An 18,163-nucleotide genomic window follows, 5' to 3' on the forward strand; every position below is an offset into this window, starting at 1 on the left:
CGGCGTTTTCCTATGGGACGAAACGACGCACCAGTGTGCGCCATCTGAAGATGAATAAGGAATTGAACGAGGACTTCTTAGTCCCGCTGAAGGCGGGGTGTCCGTCGCCATTTTGTCGAGGCGTCGGAAGCAACCACACCGGTCTTTCGATAGGAGTGCATCACCATGGCCCTTCGCCGCTCGCGCGGGACCGGCCGTAAGGCCGCAGCCCGCCGGGAGGCAGCGGTTAACGCCGAAAAACCCTCTCCGGCGGGCCCCGAAAAGGCCCCGGGACGGGCCCTCGCGGGGGTGTCCGCGGGGGTTCCCACCGGTCCCCGGGCCAAGGCTTCTCCGCGACCCCGCCAGGTGCCCAGCCGGGCCTGGGCGGCTTTCGCGTACCTCTTCTGAGCTGGGCTTTTACCATGCCGGAGCCTACGATCGGCGCAGCGGAAAGGGGAGTTCGATGGACCGGAACATGCGCACCGTGGAGGACGTCCTGCGGCTGCTGGACGGCCTGTTCGCGCCGGAGGCCGACCGCTGGAGCGAGGGCGGCGGCGCCTCCTGGTGGGACGGCTTCTACGCGGACCGCGACAAGGAGGTGCCGTTCTTCGTCGCGAAGCCCGACGAGAGCCTGGTGTCGTACCTCGAACGCGGTCTGATCACCCCGGGCCGGGCGCTCGACCTGGGCTGTGGTCCGGGCCGCAACGCGCTGCGTCTCGCCTCGCTGGGCTTCGAGGTGGACGCCGTCGACCTCTCCCCCACGGCCCTCGCCTGGGCCGAGGAGCGCGCCGCCGAGGCGGGGGCCGAGGTGCGGTTCCGCCGCGGCGACGCGTTCGCCCTCGTCGGCACCGAACTCGCCGGCCCCTACGACCTGATCTATGACTCCGGCTGCTTCCACCATCTGCCGCCGCACCGCCGGATCAGCTATCTCGCCTTCCTGGACCGGGCGTTGGCGCCCGGCGGCCATCTCGCCCTGACCTGTTTCGCGGCCGGGGCGATGGGATCCGAGCTCGACGACGCGGAGTTCTACCGCGACGCCCGCCTGCACGGCGGCCTCGCCTATACGCCCGAATCCCTGCGCCACATCTTCGCCGGTCTGATGGAGGTCGAACTGCGCCGCATGCGTCAGGAGCCGCCGGACTCGCCGCGCTTCGGCGAGCCGTTCCTGTGGGCGGCCCTCTTCCGGCGCGCGGGTTAGAGGGTGCCGCCGACCAGGAGGGCCAGGTCGATGAGGCGGTTGGAGTAGCCCCATTCGTTGTCGTACCAGCCGACGACCTTGACCTGGGGGCCGACGACGCGGGTGAGTTCGGCGTCGAAGACGCAGGAGGCCGGGTCGCCCGCGATGTCGGTGCTGACGATGGGTGCCTCGGTGTAGGACAGCAGGCCCCGGTAGGGACCGGCGGCGGCGCGGGCGTAGGCGTCGTTGATCTCGTCCACGGTGGTGGGGCGGCTGGTGGTGACGGTCAGGTCGGTGACCGAGCCGGTGGGGACGGGCACCCGCAGGGCGAACGCGTCCAGGCGGCCCCGGAGTTCGGGCAGGACCAGGCCGATGGCCTTGGCCGCGCCGCTGGAGGTGGGCGCGATGTTGAGGGCGGCGGCGCGAGCGCGGCGCAGGTCCTTGTGCGGGGCGTCCTGGAGGTTCTGGTCCTGGGTGTAGGCGTGAACGGTGGTCATCATGCCCGCCTCGATGCCCACCGCGTCGTGCAGCACCTTGGCCAGGACGCCCAGGCAGTTGGTGGTGCACGAGGCGTTGGAGATGATCGTGTGGCGCTCCGGGTCGTAGGCGTCCTGGTTCACACCGAGCACGACGGTGACGTCCTCGCCGCTGGCCGGGGCGGCGATGATGACCTTCTTCGCGCCGCCGTCGACGTGTGCCCGGGCCTTGTCGGCCCGCGTGAACACGCCGGTGGACTCGATGACGACGTCCACCCCCAGCTCACCCCACGGCAGGCCGGCCGGGTCGCGTTCGGCCAGGACGCGGACGGTGGTGTCCCCGACCCGGATCGCGCCGGGCTCGGCGGTGATCTCGCCGGGGAAGCGGCCCAGGACGGAGTCGTAGGCCAGCAGATGGGCCATGGTCGCCACGTCGCCGAGGTCGTTGAGCGCGACGATCTCCAGGTCGTCGCCGCGCGCGACCGCGGCCCGGAAGACGTTGCGGCCGATCCGCCCGAATCCGTTGATGCCGATACGAACAGTCATGGTGTCTCTCCTTGCGTCGACGCGGGGTGCGTACCCGAACAGCATAAGCAGCTTAAATAAATCTGCGATATATTTCCGGCGTGCACGAGACCCCCGACGACGGCCTGGACGCGGAGGCGTTCACCGCGGCCATCGAGAACTTCAACCGCTTCTACATCCGGCTCCCCACGCTGGAGAAGCTGCCCTTCACGACGCTGTCGGTGCTGGACACGCTGGCGACCCGCGGCAGCCCGATGCGGCTGTCCGAGCTGGCCAGGACCGAGCAGATCAGCCAGCCCGGCATCACGCAGCTCGTCACCCGGCTGGAACGGGAGGGGCTGGTGGAACGCCGCCCCGACCCGAGCGACGGGCGCGCGGTCCTGGTCCACATCACCGAGGCCGGGCGGCGGATCGGCCGGTCCCGCCACGCCGACCGGACGCGCCATCTGGTGCCGCTCCTGGCCCGGTTGACGGCCGAGGAGCGGCAGGCGATCGCCCGGGCGCTGCCCGCCCTGTCCCGGCTCGCGGAGCTCGGCCGGGGCGCGTCGTAGCGGCTCACGTCAACCGGCTCATTCGGCACCGTCGGCCCTGGGGCGGTCAGCGCAGCAGGCGGGCCGCGACGCGCAGGTCGGTGACGAACTCGGCGTAGACGGCTTCGCGTTCCTCGTCGGCGCGCAGGATCGCGGAGGGGTGGATCGTGGCGACCATCGTGCTGCCCTCGCCGCCCGGCAGCGGCAGCGGCTGGGGGACGCCGCGTTCGCGGGTGACCCGGAACGACGAGCCGCGCAGCGCCTTGCCCGCCGAGGCGCCGAGGGCGATGACCACCTCCGGGGAGATCTCGCGGAGTTCGGCCTGGAGCCAGGGCTTGCAGGCGGTCAGTTCACGCAGGCTCGGCGGCTTGTGAATGCGCCGCTTCCCGCCGCCGGGGCGGCCGAACTTGAAGTGCTTGATCGCGTTGGTGATGTACGTGTCGTCCGGGTCGATGCCGGCCTCCTCCACCGCCCGCGTCAGCACCCGGCCGGCCGGGCCGACGAACGGCTCGCCGCGCCGGTCCTCCCGGTCGCCGGGCTCCTCCCCCACCAGCAGCACGCGGGCCGCCGGATCGCCCGCGCCGAAGACGGTCTGGGTGGCGTCCCGGTACAGCGGGCAGCCCTCGCAGCCCGCGGCGGCCCGCCGCAGGTCCGGCAGGCCCGCGTCCTCGGGCACATACGGCCCGGCGTCGTAGTCCTCCGGGCCGGGGCCCCTCGTTCCTCGCGCCATCGTCCCCGGGTACCCCGGCGGAGGCGGGTCTATCCGGCGGCGGCCACCGCCCGCAGGAAGCCGGCCGAGTCGCCGACCCAGCCGAAGTTGCGCTCGATCAGGGCGAGCGAGGAGGCGTGGTACTCGGCGCCCTGCGGCTCGCCGGTGCAGTCCTCCAGCAGCAGCGCGCGGTAGTCGCGGAACATCGCGTCCCTGATCGTCGACTCCACACAGATGCTGGTGGTGCAGCCGGTGACCACCAGGGTGCGGATCCCGAGCCGGCGCAGCGTGGCGTCCAGGTCGGTGCCGGGGAAGCCGCTGAACCGGGTCTTGCCGATCTCGATGTCGCCCGGCTCGGGCGTCAGTTCGTCCAGAACGCGGGTGTTCCAGGTGTCGCGGATCAGGACGCGGCCCGGGGTGCCGTCCGGCGCGGTCAGCGGCGTGCCGACGCCCGCCGCCGCGTGAACGAGCCAGTTCTTGGCGTCGTGCTCGCCCATGTCGGACAGGTCCGGGGCGTATCCGTGCCGGAGGTAGATCACGCGGAGCCCGGCGGACCGGGCGGCGGCCAGGACGCGGGCGGTGGGCTCGATGGCGGCCCGTATGACGGAGATGTCGCCGCCGCCGTGGTCGAGCCCGCCGCCGGGGGCCCCGAAGCCGTTCTGCATGTCGATGACGACGACCGCGCCGGTGGCGGGGTCGATCGTCAGCGGCTCCGGCCGCGCGTCGATGATGATCACGTCCACTGCCCCTCGCTCGTCAACTTCACATGGCGTGCACTTCAGAAAAGTACACAGGGCGCGCAGTTGTGTGCAAGGCTGTCCGGCATGAGCCGGTCCATCGACGCCCCGCGCAACGCGCGCAGCCGCCGCACTCGGTCGGCCATCCTGGCCGCCACCCGCGCGCTGCTGGAGGAACGCGGCCTGGAGGCCCTGACGATGGGCGAGGTCGCCGAGCGCGTCGGGGTCTCGCGCCGCGGGATCTATCTGCACTTCGCCTCCCGCACCGAGCTGGTGACCGCGCTGTTCGACTACCTGGCCGGGGAGGAGGGCCTGCACACGTCGCTGCGGCGGGTCTGGGAATCCCCCGACGCCGTGGCCGCGCTGGACGAATGGGCCCGCCACCTGGCCCGTTACCATCCGCGCGTGCTCGCCGTGGACCAGGCGGTGCGCCGCGTCCGGCGGCACGACGCCGACGCCGCCCGGCACGCCGAACGCACCATCGCCTCCCAGCTCGCGCACTGCCGACGGCTGGCCGAGTGGCTGGCGCGCGAGGGGCGGCTCGCCGCGCCGTGGACCGTGCCGAGCGCCACCGACATGCTGCTCGGGCTCATCTCGTCCGACATGGTCGAGACGCTCCTGAACGAACGGGGCTGGTCCGCCGACGAGTTCGGCGACCGGCTGGCGCTGCTGCTGCGCCGCGCCCTGGTCGCCGACCGCGGTGACCGGAACGCGCCACGCCCCCCCGCGCCCGCCTGACGGAGCGCGGGCGCGGGGCGCGTTCACCGGCGCGCGCGACGGCGTGCGCGACGGCGCGCCCGGGTGGGCCCCGTGCCGGGCCCGGCCTACGGTGGGCCCCGGCCCTTTCCGTTCCGCCACGGCCCCGAGGAGCGTTTCCCATGACCGAACCTTCCGCGTACGACGTGATCGTGATCGGCGCCGGCCCGACGGGCGAGAACGTCGCCGACCGGACCCGGGCCGCCGGGCTGACCACCGCGATCGTGGAGGCCGAACTCGTCGGCGGCGAATGCTCGTACTGGGCCTGTGTCCCCAGCAAGGCGCTGCTGCGCCCGGCCGCCGCGCTCGCCGCCGCCCGCGCCGTCGCGGGGGCGCGCGAGGCGGCGGGCGGGCGGCTGGACGCGGGCGCGGTGCTGGCGCGGCGCGACCGGTTCGTCGGCGACTGGCACGACGACGGGCAGGCGTCCTGGCTGGAGTCGGTCGGCATCGACCTGGTGCGCGGCCACGGCCGGCTGACCGGGCCGCGCCGGGTCGCGGTCCGGACGCCGGACGGCGGGACGCGGGAGCTGACCGCCCGGCACGCCGTGGTGGTGGCCACCGGCAGCCGGGCGGTGGTGCCGAAGCTGCCGGGCGTGGCCGAGGCCCGCCCGTGGACCAGCCGGGACGCGACGAGCGCCAAGGAGGTGCCCGGGCGGCTGGCCGTGGTGGGCGGCGGCGTGGTGGGCGCCGAGATGGCGGCGGCGTGGAGCGCGCTGGGCTCGGAGGTGACGCTGCTGATGCGGGGCGAACGGCCGTTGCCGCGGATGGAGCCGTTCGCCGGGGAACTGGTCGCCGAGGGGCTGGCGGCCCGGGGCGTGAACGTGCGGGCCGGGGTGTCGGTCAGCGGCGCCGAACGCCCCGGTGGCTCGGGCCCGGTGACGGTGTCGCTCGACGACGGCGGTCGACTCGTGGCCGACGAGATCCTGTTCGCGACCGGCCGCCGCCCGGCCACGGACGACCTGGGGCTGGAGACGGTCGGCCTGGAGCCGGGGTCCTGGCTGACGGTGGACGACACCCTGCGGGTCACCGGCGTCGAGGGCGGCTGGCTGTACTGCGCGGGCGACACCAACCACCGGGCGCTGCTGACCCATCAGGGGAAGTACCAGGCACGCATCGCGGGCGCGGTGATCGCGGCGCGCGCCCGGGGCGAGCGCGTCGACGACGCGCCGTGGGGCGCGCACGTGGCGACGGCCGACGCGGCGGCCACGACGCAGGTGGTGTTCACCGAGCCGGAGGCCGCCGCCGTGGGCCTCACCGCGCGAGAGGCCGAGGAGGGGGGCCGGCGGATCCGCGTGGTGGACTACGAGTTGGGGAACGTATCGGGCGCGTCGCTCTACGCCGACGACTACCGGGGCCGGGCCCGGATGGTGGTCGATCTGGACCGCGGCCATCTGATCGGCGCCACCTTCGTGGGCCCGGGCGCGGGCGAGCTGCTGCACGCGGCGACGATCGCGGTGGTGGGCGAGGTCCCGGTGGAGCGGCTGTGGCACGCGGTCCCGGCGTTCCCGACGGTCAGCGAGATCTGGCTGCGGCTGCTGGAGACCTACCGGGGCTGAAAGGAGATGCCGCCGCCGGGCCGGGCGCCGTAGCCTGACCCGGCAGGACGCAACGGCAGAAGACGCCCCGAGAAAGAGAAGCAGAGGCCCAGCGGTGACCACGGAACGAGTCAGCCCCCCGGTGACCGGCGGCGAGCGGGAAATGCTGCGCGGCTTCCTCGACTTCCACCGGGCGACGCTGGCCATGAAGTGCGAGGGCCTGTCGGACGAGGAGCTGCGGCTGCGGTCGATGCCGCCCTCGACGCTGTCCCTGCTCGGCCTGGTGCGGCACATGGCCGAGGTGGAACGCACCTGGTTCCGCCGGGTGATCAACGCGGAGGACATCCCGCTGGTGTGGTCGGACGAGGGCGACTTCCAGGCGGCGTACGACCCGAGCGGCGCGACCCGCGACGAGGCGTTCGCCGCCTGGCGCGCGGAAGTCGACCACGCGCGGCGCATCGAGGCGGCGGCGGAGTCGCTCAATGTGACGGGCTACCAGGCGCGTTGGGGCGAGGAGGTGTCGCTGCGGCTGGTGATGCTCCACCTGATCCACGAGTATGCCCGGCACAACGGGCACGCGGACTTCCTGCGCGAGGGCATCGACGGCACCGTGGGCGCCTGAGCGGCGCCCCGCCTCACCCGCGCACGCGGCGCCACTTGCGGAGGCTGACCATCTCGCGCGGCGGCGTCAGCTTGCTGCCGACCTCGACGTAGGAGACCTCGGCGGCGTAGACGCTGCCCTCGGAGTCCACCGCGACGCTGTGCAGCCAGTTGAACTGGTCCGGCGCCTCGCCCGGCAGCGCGGCGCCGAACCTGGTGACCAGCCGCCCGTCGCGGTCATAGACCTGGATCTTGTGGCCGATGCCGGGCACGCCCTGCTGCACCGGCGGCGGGCCCTGCTCGGCGACGTAGACGTTGGTGTCCTCGCCCTTGCCGGCGCAGACGGCGACGGCCTTGTGCGCGTGCCAGGCGGTGCGGAACTCGCCGTCCAGCGAGAACACTTGGACCCGGTGGTTCTCCCGGTCGCAGACGATCACCGCGTCGTCGCCGAACATGGCGACGTTGTGCGGGAGGCTGAACTGGCCCGGGTCGGTGCCGGGTTCGCCCCACGAGGTGATGTGCCCGCCGTCGGCGTCGTAGCGGTGGACGCGCGAGTTGCGGTAGCCGTCCGTGATGAAGACCTCGCCCGTCTTGGGGGAAATGGCCACGTCCGTGGGGCGGTTGAAGGGGATCCCGCTCTGGAAGGCGCTCGGCCGGCCGGTCCCCAGCACCAGGAGCGTGTTCCCCCGGGTGTCGGTCTTGGTGATCGTGTTGCCCACGTCGTCCACGAGCCAGAGGTGGTCCTGATGGTCGACGGTGATGGCGTGGGCGCGCAGGAAGCGGCTGCCCTGCCAGCGCGGCATGGGGTTGCCGTAGGGATCCTCGAACAACTCGGTGCCGTTGAACGGGGTTTCGTTGCCCCACATGTCGACGAGGTTGCCGTCGCGGTCGAAGACCAGGACCGGCATGTTGCCGCGGTTGAAGACATAGACGCGGTCTCTCGAGTCGACGGCGACGGAGGTGGCCTCGGTGAGCCAGAGTCCGTGCGGGATCTTGGCCCAGAAGGGCACGGGTTCATAGACGGTTTCGCTGGTCGCGGGTCCGACGGCCATCGGTTCCCTCCCTGTGCGCGTGGGTCCGGAATCTTAGCCGGGCGTCCCTCCTTCGAGTGCACCCCCGGCCCGTGATGCCTGCGGCTCGCCGGGGCGGCGCATTCTCTCTGCGGTCGGCTTTCCGCCGCCGTCCCACTTCTGTTCAAGGAGGCTTCATGTCCGTGCGCCGTCGTCGCGCGTCGCTGTTCGCGGTGGCCACCGCGGGGGTCCTGTCGCTCGCGGCCGCCCTCTCCGGGGCCTCGCCCGCCGCCGCCCAGCCCCTCTACGACCAGGACCTGGTCAACAGGCTGGACGGCGGGCGCCTCGCCCTGGACCGGGACGGCCGGGAGCGGAACGCGGACGCCATCACGCTCCGCGATCCGCAAGGGAGTGCAAGAACCGAGTCCTGGGACGTCGATCTGACCGAGGACGACGAGGGCGGGTGGTACGCCATCATCCGCAACCGGGAAACGGGCCAGTGCCTCCAGCCCGGCCGCGAGGTCCCGGCGCGCGGGGTGCCGGCCACCGTGAGCGACTGCGACGGCTCGGCCCGCCAGACCTGGCGGCTGACGCCCGCCGACCGGCGCGACCCGGAGGCCGGCTGGTATCTGTGGCGGCCGCTGACGAACGAGGATCTGGCGCTGTCCGTCGACCGGTTCCACGGCGGCGCGTGGGACTCCCTGCACCTGGACACGGCCTACCCGAGCGACGACCGGCTGTGGCGGCTGGGCCCCAACGACCGGCCGTGGGAGATCAACTGAGACCGCCGCCGGGGTGGGCCGGGGCGCGGCGGACATACTCCCGGTCCGGGTCGTGCGGCAGCGCCGGGGCGCCGTCCACGGTGAGCCCGGCCCGTTCATGGGCCCGGTCGTACGCGAAGTGCCGGTCCTCCTCGGCCATCCACTCACGCCACAGCGGCAGCGCGTCCTCGCCGTCCCGGAGCAGGCCGCGGCCAAGGCGGGTGGCCGGGTCGGTGTCGATCCAGATCGCGTGCGTCAGCCGGTCGGCGACGGCCAGCCGGGAGGCGCTGACGCCCTCCAGGACGACGACATCGGTCACCGGGACGTCGTGCCACTCGGCGAGTTCCCGGCGCTCCCAGTCGTAGCGCTGGTAACGCCCGGGGCGGCCGGCGCCGAGCGGGCGCAGGACCTGCTCCTCCAGGCGGGGCCACCAGTCCTCGGTGCCGTCCCAGGACGCGAAGTCGTCGGTGTGCAGCACCGGAACCCCACCGTCGAACGCCGCCGCCAGCCGCGCGGCGAACGTGCTCTTGCCCGCGCCGCCGGGGCCGTCGACGGCGACCAGCCGGACGGGCCCCAGGCGCGGCGGGCCGGTCTGGATGTCCGCGGCGAGGGCGGCGAACGTTTCAACGACGGTCGGGGTCACGGCGCGTGAGCCTAGCCTGCCGCGGCGGGGGCCGCGAGCGGATTAACGGGCGGGCGGCTGGCTGCCGTTCATGTACTCCTCGCACAGGTCCCGCAGGTACTCGTCCCAGTAGTCGTCGCCGATCTGGCATTCCTCGGGGCGCGGGCCCTCCCAGGTGGGGGCGGGCGGGGTGGTCTCCGGTTCGTCGGTGGGCGGCGGCGGTCCCTCGGTGCTGGGGGTCGTCGTGGGCTCGGGGGGCGGCAGCGGCGTGGTGAGGTCCTCCTCCGGGGAGGGGTCGGTCAGCGCCGCGTCCGGTTCCGGGGCGTGCGGCGTGGGGGCCGCGGTTCGCACGGGGCGGGGGGCGTCCTCGCCGTCGGGGGTGGCGGTCCCGCTCGTTCCGCAGCCGCCCAGCGTGACCGCGGCGAGCGCCGTCGCCGCCCCCAACGCCCTTGTTCCTATGCGCACTTGCTGCCTCCGGTGGGCATCCGTTCGGCGTGTGTGCCGGATACTCTCTCAGACGGCCGCGCGGGCGACGGCGGCGCCCGCCCCCCGCGCCCCTCAGAGGGTGATCCGGGGGTCGGCGGCGCCCTGGAGGATGTCCACCGCGGTGTTGGCTGCGATGTGGACGGCGCCCAGGACGAACGTGACGCCCGCCACCGCGGGGAAGTCCGAGACGGGGATGCCGGCGCCCAGGTAGCTGCCGAGTCCGGGCCAGCTGAAGACGCTTTCGACGACCAGGACCCCGGCGAACATGAAGCCGACCTGGAGGCCGCTCATGGACAGCGCGGCGTTCACCGAGTTGCGGGCGACGTGGCGCAGGACGATGGCCCGTTCGGTGAGGCCCTTGGCGCGGGCGGTGCGCACGTACTCCGCGTCGTGCGGCCGACGTTGAAGTCGTCGACGGCGCCGTGTCCCTCAAGTCCCTTGCCGAGCCTGGGCGGTTGGTCGAAGAAGCCCTCCCCGAAGTCGTGATGGTGATTGCCGTTCTCGTGGGCGTGGTCGTGGGCGTGGTCGTGGTCGTGGGGGAGTTTCCGTGTCCGGACATGAACCCTCTCGGTTGCTCGTCGCTCGGGCAGGACGAGAACGCAGGAATTGCCGAATCGATTCGTCAATGGCCTTCGGGGCTCCGGACGCGGTGTTTACACACTCGATCGACGACCGGCCGCAAGCACCCCTCCCCGACCCGGGACCGAAGCGTGGGCGTAACACCGGGGACCGGCCGGGCCGCGCCGGCCGCTCGTATGATGAGCACCATGAGGCGCCGAACAGTCACGCTCAAGGACGTGGCCCGGGCGGCGAACGTGTCGCCGAGCACCGCGTCGGAGGCCCTGTCCGGCACCGGCCGCATGACGGAGGCAACGCGCGCGGCGGCGAGACGCTGCTGCCGGCCCGGATCCGCTGGCGGGAGTCCACGGCGCACCGGCTGAGCGACCCGGTGCGGGCCTGACAGGAGCCGGGAGCGGGCGGCGACCCGTTCCCTCCGGGCGCGCCGTCGGCGGCCCAACGGCGCGTCAGCGTGCCATGCTCGGGGGGTGAATGCCCCGGTTGGGGCGGTTTGCCGCGCGCAGGAAGGGAGCCCCAGCGATGCCCCGGGCGGTCAGGTTCAGCGAGTACGGCGACGTCGACGTCCTGCGGGTCGAGGAGGTGCCGATGCCCGACCCCGGCCCCGGGGAGGTGCTGGTGCGGGTGCGGGCCGCCGGGATCAACCCCGGCGAGGCGGCCGTCCGGCGCGGGCTGCTGCACGAGCGGTGGCCCGCGACGTTCCCCTCCGGGCAGGGCAGCGATCTGGCCGGGCTGGTGGTGGCGTCCGGGCCGGGGGTGACCGGGTTCCGGACGGACGACGAGGTGCTGGGCTGGACGGACGCCCGGGCCAGCCACGCGGACTATGTGGTCACCGGCGCGCGGCAGTTGGTGCCCCGCCCGGTGGGGGTGCCGTGGCCGGCGGCGGGCGGGCTGTTCGTGGCGGGCAGCACGGCGTGGGCGGCGGTGCACGCGGTGGGCGCGGGCCGCGGGGACACCGTGGTCGTCGCGGGCGCGGCGGGCGGAGTCGGCTCGCTGGCCGTGCAGTTGGCGCGGAACGCGGGCGCCACGGTGATCGGGCTGGCCGGCCCGCACCACCACGAGTGGCTGTCCGCGCGGGGGGTGGTCCCGGTGGCGTACGGGGAGGGCATGGCGGAGGCGATCGTGGCGGCGGCGGACGGCGCCCGGCCCGACGCGTTCATCGACACCTTCGGCGCGGACTATGTGCGCCTGGCCCTGCGCCTGGGCGTCGAGCCGCAGCGGATCAACACCATCATCAACCAGCGGGACGCCGTCGAGTTCGGCACCCGGACCGCCGGGAACGCCGAGGGGGCGGACCCGGAGGTGCTGGCCGAGCTGGCGGCGCTGATCGACCGGGGCGCGCTGGAGGTGCCGATCTCCGCTACCTACCCGCTGACGGAGGTCCGAGCGGCCTTCCGCGAGCTGGAACGCCGCCACACCCTGGGCAAGATCGTGCTCGTCCCCGGAGGCCCCGAGCCCAGCGCGGTGGTCAGTGCGGGACGGTGACCACGATCTTGCCGATCTGGGCGTTCGACTCCAGGTAGCGGTGGGCCTCGACGATCTCGGAGAGTTCGAAGGTGCGGTCCACCACCGGCCGGAAGGCGTTCGAGCGCAGGCCGGAGGCGACGAACGCCGCGGCGCGGCGCAGCCGTTCGGGCCGGGTCGTCGTCTCGTGCATGCTGTAGGCGCGGATGTTGAGCGCCGGCATGCCGAGTTCGATGCCCGGGTAGGGCGTGGGCTCGCCGCTCAGCGCGCCGTACACCAGGTGCGTGCCGCCGGGGGCGACCACCCCGGCCAGCTCCCGAAGGCCGGGGCCGGCGACCGCGTCGAAGACGAACTCGGCGCCCCGGCCACCGGTCGCGGCCAGCACCCGTTCGGTCACGTCCTCCGACTCGGTGACGATCACCTCCGCCGCGCCCTCCTTCAGCAGCCTGTCCTTCTTGTCGGCGGTGCGGGTGAGGGCGATCGGCGTGGCGCCGACGCGGTCGGCGACCTGGATGGCGGCCAGGCCCACGCTGCTGGACGCCGCGTTCAGCACGACCGTGTCCCCGGGCCGCATCCCGCCGACCTCCACCAGCGCGCCGTAGGCGGTCACATACGGCATCCACACCGCCGCGCCCTCGATGGCGCCGATGCTGTCGGGCCGGGGCAGCAGGGCTCTCGCGGGCACGATGGCCCGCTCGGCGTAGACCCCGTAGTCGTTCAGCGAGAACGACGGCACGACGCTGATGGGCTGGCCGGTCGCAAGGCCGGTCACGCCCTCGCCGACCGCCTCGATCACACCGGCGGCCTCGTACCCCAGCGTGGCGGGGAACTTCTTCACCGTCTCGATGTAACGGCCGGTCCGGAACAGCACCTCGGCCCGGTTCAGGCCGATCGCGTCGACCCGGATCCGCGCCTCGCCCGGCCCCGGTTCGCCGACCTCCACGTCCGCCAGCCGCAGCACCTCGGGCCCGCCGAGTTCGTCGAACAGCACTGTTGTGGCCATCACTTCGCCCTTTCGCCGTGGGAACGCCCTCACTCAAACCCGAAAGTACGATGACTGTCAACCTTTGATGGATGTCGTACGATGGGGCCATGGACACCGATCGCGTCCCGCCCCACCCCGACATGCGGACGATCACGCTTCAGCGCGTGCTGGAGGCCCTCGTCGACCCGGTGCGGCGGAGCATCGTCACGCAGCTCTGCGCCGCCGCCACCGACGTCAAGTGCGGGGGGTTCGACCTGCCCGTGAGCAAGTCCACCGCCACGCACCACTTCCGGATCCTGCGCGAGGCGGGTCTCATCCGGCAGTACTACGTCGGCACCGCCCGGATGAACGCCCTGCGGCGCGAGGAGTTCGAGGAGGTCTTCCCCGGCCTGCTCGACGCGGTCGTCGCCGCGGACCGGGCGCCCGTCCACGGCGGCGCGTCCCGCTGAACGCGCCGCAGGGCAAGCCAAGTTCAGCGTCGGCCTGCGGCGGGCCCGATCTCGTCCCAGGTGACGGGCAGCGCGGCGGGCCCGACCATCGGCGCGTCCGCCCTGAACTCGATGTCCGCCAGCGGAACGGCCAGCCGCAGCGAGGGAACGCGCCGCAGCAGGGTGCGCAGCGCGAGGTCCAGCTCGAGCCGGGCGGTCTGCTGCCCGACGCAATGACGCGGACCGAGGCCGAAGTGTCCGACGGGGCGGCGGGTGAGGCCGGGGCGGTCCGGGCCGGGGAACGGGGCGGGGCCGCGGTCGTGGCCCCGGTCGGCGGGCTGGAGGGCGACGACGACCAGATCGCCGGCGGCGACTCGCTTCCCGCCGAGTTCGGTGTCCCGGGTGACCTCGCGGGTCAACGCAGCGGCGCCGCCGAAGAAGCGGACCAGTGCGCCGACGGCCTCGGGCACCCGCGCCGGGTCGGCGCGCAGCCGGTCCAGTTCACCGGGGTCCTCCAAAAGCGCGAGCATCCCCTGGGCCAGGGTGGTGGCGGTGGTGTTGAGGCCCGAGATCAGCAGGCCGCCGCCCATCATGACCATCTCGTCCTCGGTGAGCGGCTGTTCGCTCCGGACGCCGCTGGTGATCAGTTGGCTGAGGACGTCCTCGCCGGGGGCGGCGCGGCGTTCCCGCAGCAGGCGGCGCACATAGTCGAAGAGGGGGCGGCTGCCGGTCTCCGGGGCCGCGCGGCCGGCCGAGCCGAACGCGGCGGCGGCGACCGCGCGGAACAGCTCCCGGTCACCGCGGGGCACGCCGAGCAGCCGGGCTATCACCGAGGTGGTGACCGGAACGGCGAAACCGGCGCAGAGGTCGGCGGGCGGACCTGCGGCGGCCAGCGCGTCGAGGCGTTCGTCAATGATGTCCTGGACGACCGGGCGGAGCGCGGCGAGCCGCTCGGGCATCTCCGCCCCGGGACCGGGGCGGGTGCTGAACCGCTCGGAGTCGCCGAGGACTTCGCGGACATCGGCGTACCGGGTGACCAGCCAGGTGGTGCCGCCGCCGACGACGGCGCGTTCCTCGGAGGGTGTGGGCATGGCTTCCTGCTCAGGACGGGGCGCCGGGGCGCGGCGGGATGCGGACGGCGATGCGGACGCGGCCGTGGCAGGCGATGGGTTCGCTCTCGCCGAACCGGATCCTGGTGGAGAGGATGAGCAACGGGCCGTTCCCGCCGTCGCGTTCGACCACGTCGGTGACGTCGAGCTCGCCCCAGAAGCTGCGGCCGCGGATGGCGCGGCGGTAGGCGCTGTGCATGTCGACGATGAACATGTCGCCGAGCTGCCGGGCCCAGTAGTCGTCCATGGTCCAGCCGTCGAGGGCGCGCAGGGCGCGTTCCTTCACCGACTTGGCCAGCATCAGATAGCCGATCTGGTTGAAGCAGATGACGAACTCGACGGCGTTGAAGTGGCCGGTGTCGTCGATGTAGCAGGACTCGGGCACATGGAACGTGCCGCGCACGGTCAGGCCGCCGCCCGGCTCCCCCGGCTGACCCCGGACCACCATGCCGGCCGACCGCAGATAGCGGCAGTTCGGCTTGTAGACCCGCAGCACGTCCGCCAGCAACGCCGCGTCGTTGCCGTACTCCTCAGCGGCCATGTCAGGTCAGCCCGGACGGCCGGAGCGTGCGGGAGCAGTCGTGCCGTGGGAATTTCTCCGCATTCGCCGAGACAAGGATGTCGCGGTGTTCCGGGCGGCGATGGACAAGTCGGCCCGAGGCGGCCACCACGCCCGCCGGCCGGCCGAATTCAATGAACTCGGCGGACTTGATACGCCGGATTTCCGGAATCTCGATTCGCTGTTCGCACACCGTTTTCCCGACCGGCACCAGGCCGCCCGCAGGCGCCGCCACCTGGTCGAAGTCCTCGAACGCACCGCACATCTTCGCACCTTCTTGCGGAATTCTGATCAACGCCCATCCCTCTGGTGATTCGCCGGTGAAGCGGAATTCAGAGCGTGGCAGCCGGGGTGTTCGGCGCCAAGGCGGATTCTCTTTCACCAGGGGGGCCATGAATTCGAAGTAGGGGTGCCTAGGGGGGCGCCTACGGGTTGGTTTTCCAAGCGCTAGGGGTGGCCCATTGGCGCCCGAAAAAATAGACGTCGAAAATTTCCGCGAGCGCTCCCGCCGAAGCCGCCGCGGGCCCGGGTTTCCCGCCACCCCCGCCCGGCCGGGCACGCGGCCCCCGGCGGGACCGGCCGGACAGGGCCTAGAGTCGGAGGCATGGCAGAAGAAGGTGCGGTCCAGGGCAGCGTGCGGGTCGACGCCTGGATCTGGGCGGTGCGGCTGGCGAAGACGCGTTCGCTGGCGGCCTCGGCGTGCCGGGCCGGGCACGTCCGGGTGAACGGTGAGCGGGCCAAGCCCGCGTCCCCGGTGCGCCCGGGGGACGAGGTGCGGGTCCGCCAGCCGGGCCGGGAGCGGATCGTGGTGGTCAAGCGGCTGCTGCGCAAGCGCGTGGGGCCGCCGGTCGCCGCCGAGTGCTTCATCGACAACAGCCCGCCCCCGCCGCCGCGCGAGGAGGCCATCGCCGTCCCGGTCCGCGACCGCGGCACCGGCCGCCCCACCAAGCGCGACCGCCGCGAGATGGAACGACTGCGCGGCGCCCGGTAAGGCGACCGACGCGCGGGTCAGTCGCTGACGCGGCTGCGGTTCTCGTACGCCAGGTCGTGATACTCCGGATGGCGCTCCAGCCAGCCGGAGATGAACGGGCACGGCGCCAGGACCCGCAGGTCCCGGCTCCGTGCGTCGTCCAGCGCGGTCCTGGCCAGCGTGGAGCCGATCCCCCGGCCCTCGAAGGCCTCCCGCACCTCGGTGTGCGGGTACACCGCGAGGTTCCCGGCGCGCAGGTAGTCGGCGAAGCCGGCCAGTTCCCCGTCGATCCACGCCTCGAAGCGTGCGGCGTCCGTGTTGTCCCGGACCGATGCCGTTGCGTTCATGCCGTCCATCGTCGCCCGCCCCCGGTCGGCCCGCACGCCGGTGCTGCCGGTCAGGCGCCACGTTCCGCGAGCATGTCCGCCATCAGCGAGATCTCCGATTCCTGGGCGTCGACCATGCCGGCCGCGAGGCGGGTGACCTCCTCGCTGCCGGCCCGCTCCACCGCGGCCCGCGCCATCTCCACGCCGCCGCGGTGGTGCTCGGTCATCAGCCGCAGGTAGAGCACCTCCGCGTCCCGCCCCCCGGCCCGGCGCAGCTCGTCCAGCTCCTCGTCGGTGGCCATGCCGGGCATGTCCCAGCCATGGCCGCCGGAGTGGCCGGCCATCCAGGACATCGGCTGGGAGGTGCTCTTGGGCATGTCCCAGACCTCCAGCCAGCCGAGCATCATGCCGCGCTGGTTGGCCTGGGTGTTGATGATGTCGAACGCCAGGAGCCGGACGTCCTCGTCGTCGGTGCGGTCGCGCACGATGAACGACATCTCGACGGCCTGCTGATGGTGTACCGCCATGTCCCGGGCGAACCCGACGTCCACCGAGTCCGCCGCGGGAGTGGCGGGTGCCGCCGAGTCCTCCGGGGCCAGCGTCGAGACGGCGATCAGCGCGGCCGCGACCGCGCCGATCAGCGCGCTGGCCACCGGCAGCCAGCGGCGGCCGGTCACTGGGTCAGCCCGCCGCCGCACGCGGCGCCCAGCTCGGGGGTCTGGTCGCCCTGCACGTAGGCGGTGAAGAACTGCTCGACCCGCGGGTCGTCGGCGGTCTCCAGCGCGAGCTGGTGGCCCCAGGCGGTGAGCACCACCGGGGACTCCTGGCTGGGCAGCGGGCTCATCAGCGAGTAGGGCGTGGCCGAGACCCGGTCGGACAGGGCGCTGATGTCCGCCTCCGTGGCGGCGTCGTTGTAGGTGACCCACACGGCGCCGTGCTCCAGGGAGTGCACGGCGTTCTCCTCCGGTATCTCGGAGTCGTACACGTCGGCGTCGCAGTTCATCCAGGCCCTGGCGTGGTCGCCGCCGACCGGCGGGGTCATCGCGTAGTCCACGTCCCCGGTGACGTGGTCCCGGCCGAGGTCCGACCAGGTCTGCTCGCCCTCGATGTCGCCGGCCTGCGGCGCGCTCACGGGCTGTTCGGTGCTGCCCTGGTCGTCGTCGTCCTCGGCGGTGGCCACGAGGTAGCCGCCGCCGGCGACCAGCGCGGTCAGGACGACGACGGTCGCGATGATGGCGAGCAGCCGGTTGCGGCGGTCACGGGCGCGCTCCTGGCGGCGAGCCTCCTCGATACGGGCGCGGCGCGCGTTGAGGGCGCTGTTCTTGCTCTGCTTGGCAGCCATGGGAAGTCCTCGGCGAAAGGGGGAAAGGGGGAAGGTCGTGCTGGCCGGCCGCGCGGCCGGGGCGGCGGCGCGGGGCGGTGGAACAGCGGGACGAGCTCTTCTCTTCCTAAGTTCGCTGGACCTGGAGGCGGTGCAGATCGACGGCGGGCACGCCGTCGAACGGGCTCCCGGCCGGGCAGACGGCGGCCAGGGCGCGGGCGGCCGGGGGCACCGGGTCGAGGGCCGGGACGTGCAGCGGGACGGGGGGCGGGGGCACGGGGTCGGCCGGCGAACCGGGGCCGCCGTGGCAGGTGCTGCCCGGCTCCTTGTAGTCCTTCAGCGGCTCGATGCTGGTGCGCGTCCGGGGGCCGTCACCGTGGTCTGCCGCCGCGGCGGGCGCGCACAGGACGGCGGCGCACAGCACAGCCACCACGGCGAACACACAACTGAGCACGGTGGCGCGCAGGATGGCACCACCGTGACCGACGTGTGTTCGTATCATCACCCGTCATCGTACTCACG

General features: G+C 73.2%; 25 protein-coding genes. 10 read left to right on the plus strand and 15 right to left on the minus strand.

Annotated elements, in window-relative coordinates; translation table 11 throughout:
* Positions 1–442: 442 nt before the first annotated feature.
* Entirely contained in the window at positions 443–1,177 is a 735-nt protein-coding gene (locus RM590_RS22530; protein WP_311706489.1) for a class I SAM-dependent methyltransferase, read from the plus strand.
* Here RM590_RS22530 and gap read toward each other — a convergent pair.
* Positions 1,174–2,178 carry a type I glyceraldehyde-3-phosphate dehydrogenase gene (gap, locus tag RM590_RS22535; RefSeq protein WP_311706490.1) on the minus strand — a complete coding sequence of 335 codons (1,005 nt, stop codon included), beginning with the start codon at positions 2,176–2,178 and terminating at the stop codon, positions 1,174–1,176. The genes RM590_RS22530 and gap overlap by 4 nt on opposite strands.
* 80 nt (positions 2,179–2,258) lie before the next feature.
* On the opposite strand from gap, the gene RM590_RS22540 reads away from it, so the two are divergent.
* Entirely contained in the window at positions 2,259–2,708 is a 450-nt protein-coding gene (locus RM590_RS22540) for a MarR family winged helix-turn-helix transcriptional regulator (protein WP_311706491.1), read from the plus strand.
* Between the two features lie 46 nt (positions 2,709–2,754).
* On the opposite strand, the gene RM590_RS22545 is transcribed toward RM590_RS22540, so the two are convergent.
* Together RM590_RS22545 and RM590_RS22550 are read right to left on the minus strand one after the other, a co-directional pair.
* A complete protein-coding gene (locus RM590_RS22545) occupies positions 2,755–3,417 on the minus strand; it encodes a UdgX family uracil-DNA binding protein (RefSeq protein ID WP_311706492.1) in 663 nt (220 codons plus the stop codon).
* 29 nt (positions 3,418–3,446) lie between these two features.
* Entirely contained in the window at positions 3,447–4,139 is a 693-nt protein-coding gene (locus RM590_RS22550) for a cysteine hydrolase family protein (RefSeq protein WP_311706493.1), read from the minus strand.
* Positions 4,140–4,220: 81 nt separating this feature from the next.
* Between RM590_RS22550 and RM590_RS22555 the strand changes: the two genes are divergently transcribed.
* The 3 genes from RM590_RS22555 to RM590_RS22565 all read left to right on the plus strand — a co-directional run bounded on the left by RM590_RS22555 (position 4,221) and on the right by RM590_RS22565 (position 7,046).
* Positions 4,221–4,871, plus strand: coding sequence for a TetR/AcrR family transcriptional regulator (locus RM590_RS22555; RefSeq protein WP_311706494.1), 651 nt, complete (start codon positions 4,221–4,223; stop codon positions 4,869–4,871).
* 140 nt (positions 4,872–5,011) lie between these two features.
* Positions 5,012–6,445: a dihydrolipoyl dehydrogenase family protein gene (locus RM590_RS22560; protein WP_311706495.1), complete on the plus strand. Its 1,434-nt coding sequence runs from the start codon at positions 5,012–5,014 to the stop codon at positions 6,443–6,445.
* Between the two features lie 94 nt (positions 6,446–6,539).
* On the plus strand, positions 6,540–7,046 hold the full coding sequence (locus RM590_RS22565; RefSeq protein WP_311706496.1) for a DinB family protein: 507 nt from the start codon (positions 6,540–6,542) through the stop codon (positions 7,044–7,046).
* Positions 7,047–7,059: 13 nt separating this feature from the next.
* On the opposite strand, the gene RM590_RS22570 is transcribed toward RM590_RS22565, so the two are convergent.
* Positions 7,060–8,076, minus strand: coding sequence for a peptidyl-alpha-hydroxyglycine alpha-amidating lyase family protein (locus RM590_RS22570; RefSeq protein ID WP_311706497.1), 1,017 nt, complete (start codon positions 8,074–8,076; stop codon positions 7,060–7,062).
* Positions 8,077–8,231: 155 nt separating this feature from the next.
* On the opposite strand from RM590_RS22570, the gene RM590_RS22575 reads away from it, so the two are divergent.
* Positions 8,232–8,816, plus strand: coding sequence for an RICIN domain-containing protein (locus tag RM590_RS22575; protein ID WP_311706498.1), 585 nt, complete (start codon positions 8,232–8,234; stop codon positions 8,814–8,816).
* Here the strand turns inward: RM590_RS22575 and RM590_RS22580 are convergent.
* From RM590_RS22580 to RM590_RS22590, 3 genes are all read right to left on the minus strand, one after another.
* Complete coding sequence (locus RM590_RS22580) at positions 8,809–9,438, minus strand: uridine kinase family protein (protein ID WP_311706499.1); 630 nt, start codon at positions 9,436–9,438, stop codon at positions 8,809–8,811. The two genes, RM590_RS22575 and RM590_RS22580, sit on opposite strands and share 8 nt — an antisense overlap.
* A gap of 42 nt (positions 9,439–9,480) precedes the next feature.
* Complete coding sequence (locus tag RM590_RS22585; protein WP_311706500.1) at positions 9,481–9,882, minus strand: hypothetical protein; 402 nt, start codon at positions 9,880–9,882, stop codon at positions 9,481–9,483.
* A 93-nt stretch (positions 9,883–9,975) separates the two neighbouring features.
* On the minus strand, positions 9,976–10,281 hold the full coding sequence (locus tag RM590_RS22590; protein ID WP_311706501.1) for an ABC transporter permease: 306 nt from the start codon (positions 10,279–10,281) through the stop codon (positions 9,976–9,978).
* Positions 10,282–10,670: 389 nt separating this feature from the next.
* Here RM590_RS22590 and RM590_RS22595 point away from each other — a divergent pair, with 389 nt between their 5' ends.
* Both RM590_RS22595 and RM590_RS22600 read left to right on the plus strand, forming a co-directional pair.
* On the plus strand, positions 10,671–10,844 hold the full coding sequence (locus RM590_RS22595; RefSeq protein ID WP_311706502.1) for a LacI family DNA-binding transcriptional regulator: 174 nt from the start codon (positions 10,671–10,673) through the stop codon (positions 10,842–10,844).
* A gap of 157 nt (positions 10,845–11,001) precedes the next feature.
* Entirely contained in the window at positions 11,002–11,964 is a 963-nt protein-coding gene (locus tag RM590_RS22600) for an NADP-dependent oxidoreductase (RefSeq protein ID WP_311706503.1), read from the plus strand.
* Here the strand turns inward: RM590_RS22600 and RM590_RS22605 are convergent.
* Positions 11,948–12,946 (minus strand): zinc-dependent alcohol dehydrogenase family protein, encoded by a 999-nt coding sequence (locus RM590_RS22605; protein WP_311706504.1) that lies wholly within the window; start codon positions 12,944–12,946, stop codon positions 11,948–11,950. The genes RM590_RS22600 and RM590_RS22605 overlap by 17 nt on opposite strands.
* Before the next feature lie 89 nt (positions 12,947–13,035).
* Here RM590_RS22605 and RM590_RS22610 point away from each other — a divergent pair, with 89 nt between their 5' ends.
* Complete coding sequence (locus RM590_RS22610; RefSeq protein ID WP_311706505.1) at positions 13,036–13,377, plus strand: ArsR/SmtB family transcription factor; 342 nt, start codon at positions 13,036–13,038, stop codon at positions 13,375–13,377.
* Between the two features lie 23 nt (positions 13,378–13,400).
* Here RM590_RS22610 and RM590_RS22615 read toward each other — a convergent pair whose 3' ends face one another.
* From RM590_RS22615 to RM590_RS22625, 3 genes are read right to left on the minus strand one after another with little or no spacing between them, the layout of a single operon-like run.
* Positions 13,401–14,447: a cytochrome P450 gene (locus tag RM590_RS22615; protein WP_311706506.1), complete on the minus strand. Its 1,047-nt coding sequence runs from the start codon at positions 14,445–14,447 to the stop codon at positions 13,401–13,403.
* A gap of 10 nt (positions 14,448–14,457) precedes the next feature.
* Positions 14,458–15,006, minus strand: a complete 549-nt coding sequence (locus RM590_RS22620) for an FcoT family thioesterase (protein ID WP_311706507.1) — start codon at positions 15,004–15,006, stop codon at positions 14,458–14,460.
* A gap of 1 nt (position 15,007) precedes the next feature.
* Complete coding sequence (locus RM590_RS22625) at positions 15,008–15,418, minus strand: hypothetical protein (protein ID WP_311706508.1); 411 nt, start codon at positions 15,416–15,418, stop codon at positions 15,008–15,010.
* A gap of 210 nt (positions 15,419–15,628) precedes the next feature.
* Between RM590_RS22625 and RM590_RS22630 the strand changes: the two genes are divergently transcribed.
* Entirely contained in the window at positions 15,629–16,015 is a 387-nt protein-coding gene (locus RM590_RS22630; RefSeq protein WP_311706509.1) for an RNA-binding S4 domain-containing protein, read from the plus strand.
* A 17-nt stretch (positions 16,016–16,032) separates the two neighbouring features.
* Here the strand turns inward: RM590_RS22630 and RM590_RS22635 are convergent, their stop codons facing one another.
* The 4 genes from RM590_RS22635 to RM590_RS22650 form a co-directional block, all read right to left on the minus strand.
* On the minus strand, positions 16,033–16,341 hold the full coding sequence (locus RM590_RS22635) for a GNAT family N-acetyltransferase (protein WP_311706510.1): 309 nt from the start codon (positions 16,339–16,341) through the stop codon (positions 16,033–16,035).
* Between the two features lie 50 nt (positions 16,342–16,391).
* On the minus strand, positions 16,392–16,997 hold the full coding sequence (locus tag RM590_RS22640) for a DUF305 domain-containing protein (protein ID WP_311706511.1): 606 nt from the start codon (positions 16,995–16,997) through the stop codon (positions 16,392–16,394).
* Entirely contained in the window at positions 16,994–17,662 is a 669-nt protein-coding gene (locus tag RM590_RS22645) for a DUF3105 domain-containing protein (RefSeq protein WP_311706513.1), read from the minus strand. Before RM590_RS22645 ends, RM590_RS22640 begins: the two co-directional genes overlap by 4 nt.
* Before the next feature lie 106 nt (positions 17,663–17,768).
* Positions 17,769–18,143, minus strand: coding sequence for a hypothetical protein (locus RM590_RS22650; protein WP_311706514.1), 375 nt, complete (start codon positions 18,141–18,143; stop codon positions 17,769–17,771).
* Positions 18,144–18,163: the final 20 nt, after the last annotated feature.

The organism is Streptomyces litchfieldiae (assembly GCF_031845365.1).
Classification (GTDB): domain Bacteria; phylum Actinomycetota; class Actinomycetes; order Streptomycetales; family Streptomycetaceae; genus Streptomyces; species Streptomyces litchfieldiae.

Bases quoted from the DNA above. Each gene is read 5' to 3' on its own strand.
- RM590_RS22530 (WP_311706489.1), top strand. From the start codon at position 443: ATGGACCGGAACATGCGCACCGTGGAGGACGTCCTGCGGCTGCTGGAC.
- RM590_RS22620 (WP_311706507.1), bottom strand. From the start codon at position 15,006: ATGGCCGCTGAGGAGTACGGCAACGACGCGGCGTTGCTGGCGGACGTG.
- RM590_RS22645 (WP_311706513.1), bottom strand. From the start codon at position 17,662: ATGGCTGCCAAGCAGAGCAAGAACAGCGCCCTCAACGCGCGCCGCGCC.
- RM590_RS22610 (WP_311706505.1), top strand. From the start codon at position 13,036: ATGGACACCGATCGCGTCCCGCCCCACCCCGACATGCGGACGATCACG.
- RM590_RS22575 (WP_311706498.1), top strand. From the start codon at position 8,232: ATGTCCGTGCGCCGTCGTCGCGCGTCGCTGTTCGCGGTGGCCACCGCG.
- RM590_RS22630 (WP_311706509.1), top strand. From the start codon at position 15,629: ATGGCAGAAGAAGGTGCGGTCCAGGGCAGCGTGCGGGTCGACGCCTGG.
- RM590_RS22595 (WP_311706502.1), top strand. From the start codon at position 10,671: ATGAGGCGCCGAACAGTCACGCTCAAGGACGTGGCCCGGGCGGCGAAC.
- RM590_RS22600 (WP_311706503.1), top strand. From the start codon at position 11,002: ATGCCCCGGGCGGTCAGGTTCAGCGAGTACGGCGACGTCGACGTCCTG.
- RM590_RS22605 (WP_311706504.1), bottom strand. From the start codon at position 12,946: ATGGCCACAACAGTGCTGTTCGACGAACTCGGCGGGCCCGAGGTGCTG.
- RM590_RS22625 (WP_311706508.1), bottom strand. From the start codon at position 15,418: ATGGCCCCCCTGGTGAAAGAGAATCCGCCTTGGCGCCGAACACCCCGG.
- RM590_RS22635 (WP_311706510.1), bottom strand. From the start codon at position 16,341: ATGAACGCAACGGCATCGGTCCGGGACAACACGGACGCCGCACGCTTC.
- RM590_RS22570 (WP_311706497.1), bottom strand. From the start codon at position 8,076: ATGGCCGTCGGACCCGCGACCAGCGAAACCGTCTATGAACCCGTGCCC.
- RM590_RS22545 (WP_311706492.1), bottom strand. From the start codon at position 3,417: ATGGCGCGAGGAACGAGGGGCCCCGGCCCGGAGGACTACGACGCCGGG.
- RM590_RS22560 (WP_311706495.1), top strand. From the start codon at position 5,012: ATGACCGAACCTTCCGCGTACGACGTGATCGTGATCGGCGCCGGCCCG.
- RM590_RS22555 (WP_311706494.1), top strand. From the start codon at position 4,221: ATGAGCCGGTCCATCGACGCCCCGCGCAACGCGCGCAGCCGCCGCACT.
- RM590_RS22650 (WP_311706514.1), bottom strand. From the start codon at position 18,143: ATGATACGAACACACGTCGGTCACGGTGGTGCCATCCTGCGCGCCACC.
- gap (WP_311706490.1), bottom strand. From the start codon at position 2,178: ATGACTGTTCGTATCGGCATCAACGGATTCGGGCGGATCGGCCGCAAC.
- RM590_RS22615 (WP_311706506.1), bottom strand. From the start codon at position 14,447: ATGCCCACACCCTCCGAGGAACGCGCCGTCGTCGGCGGCGGCACCACC.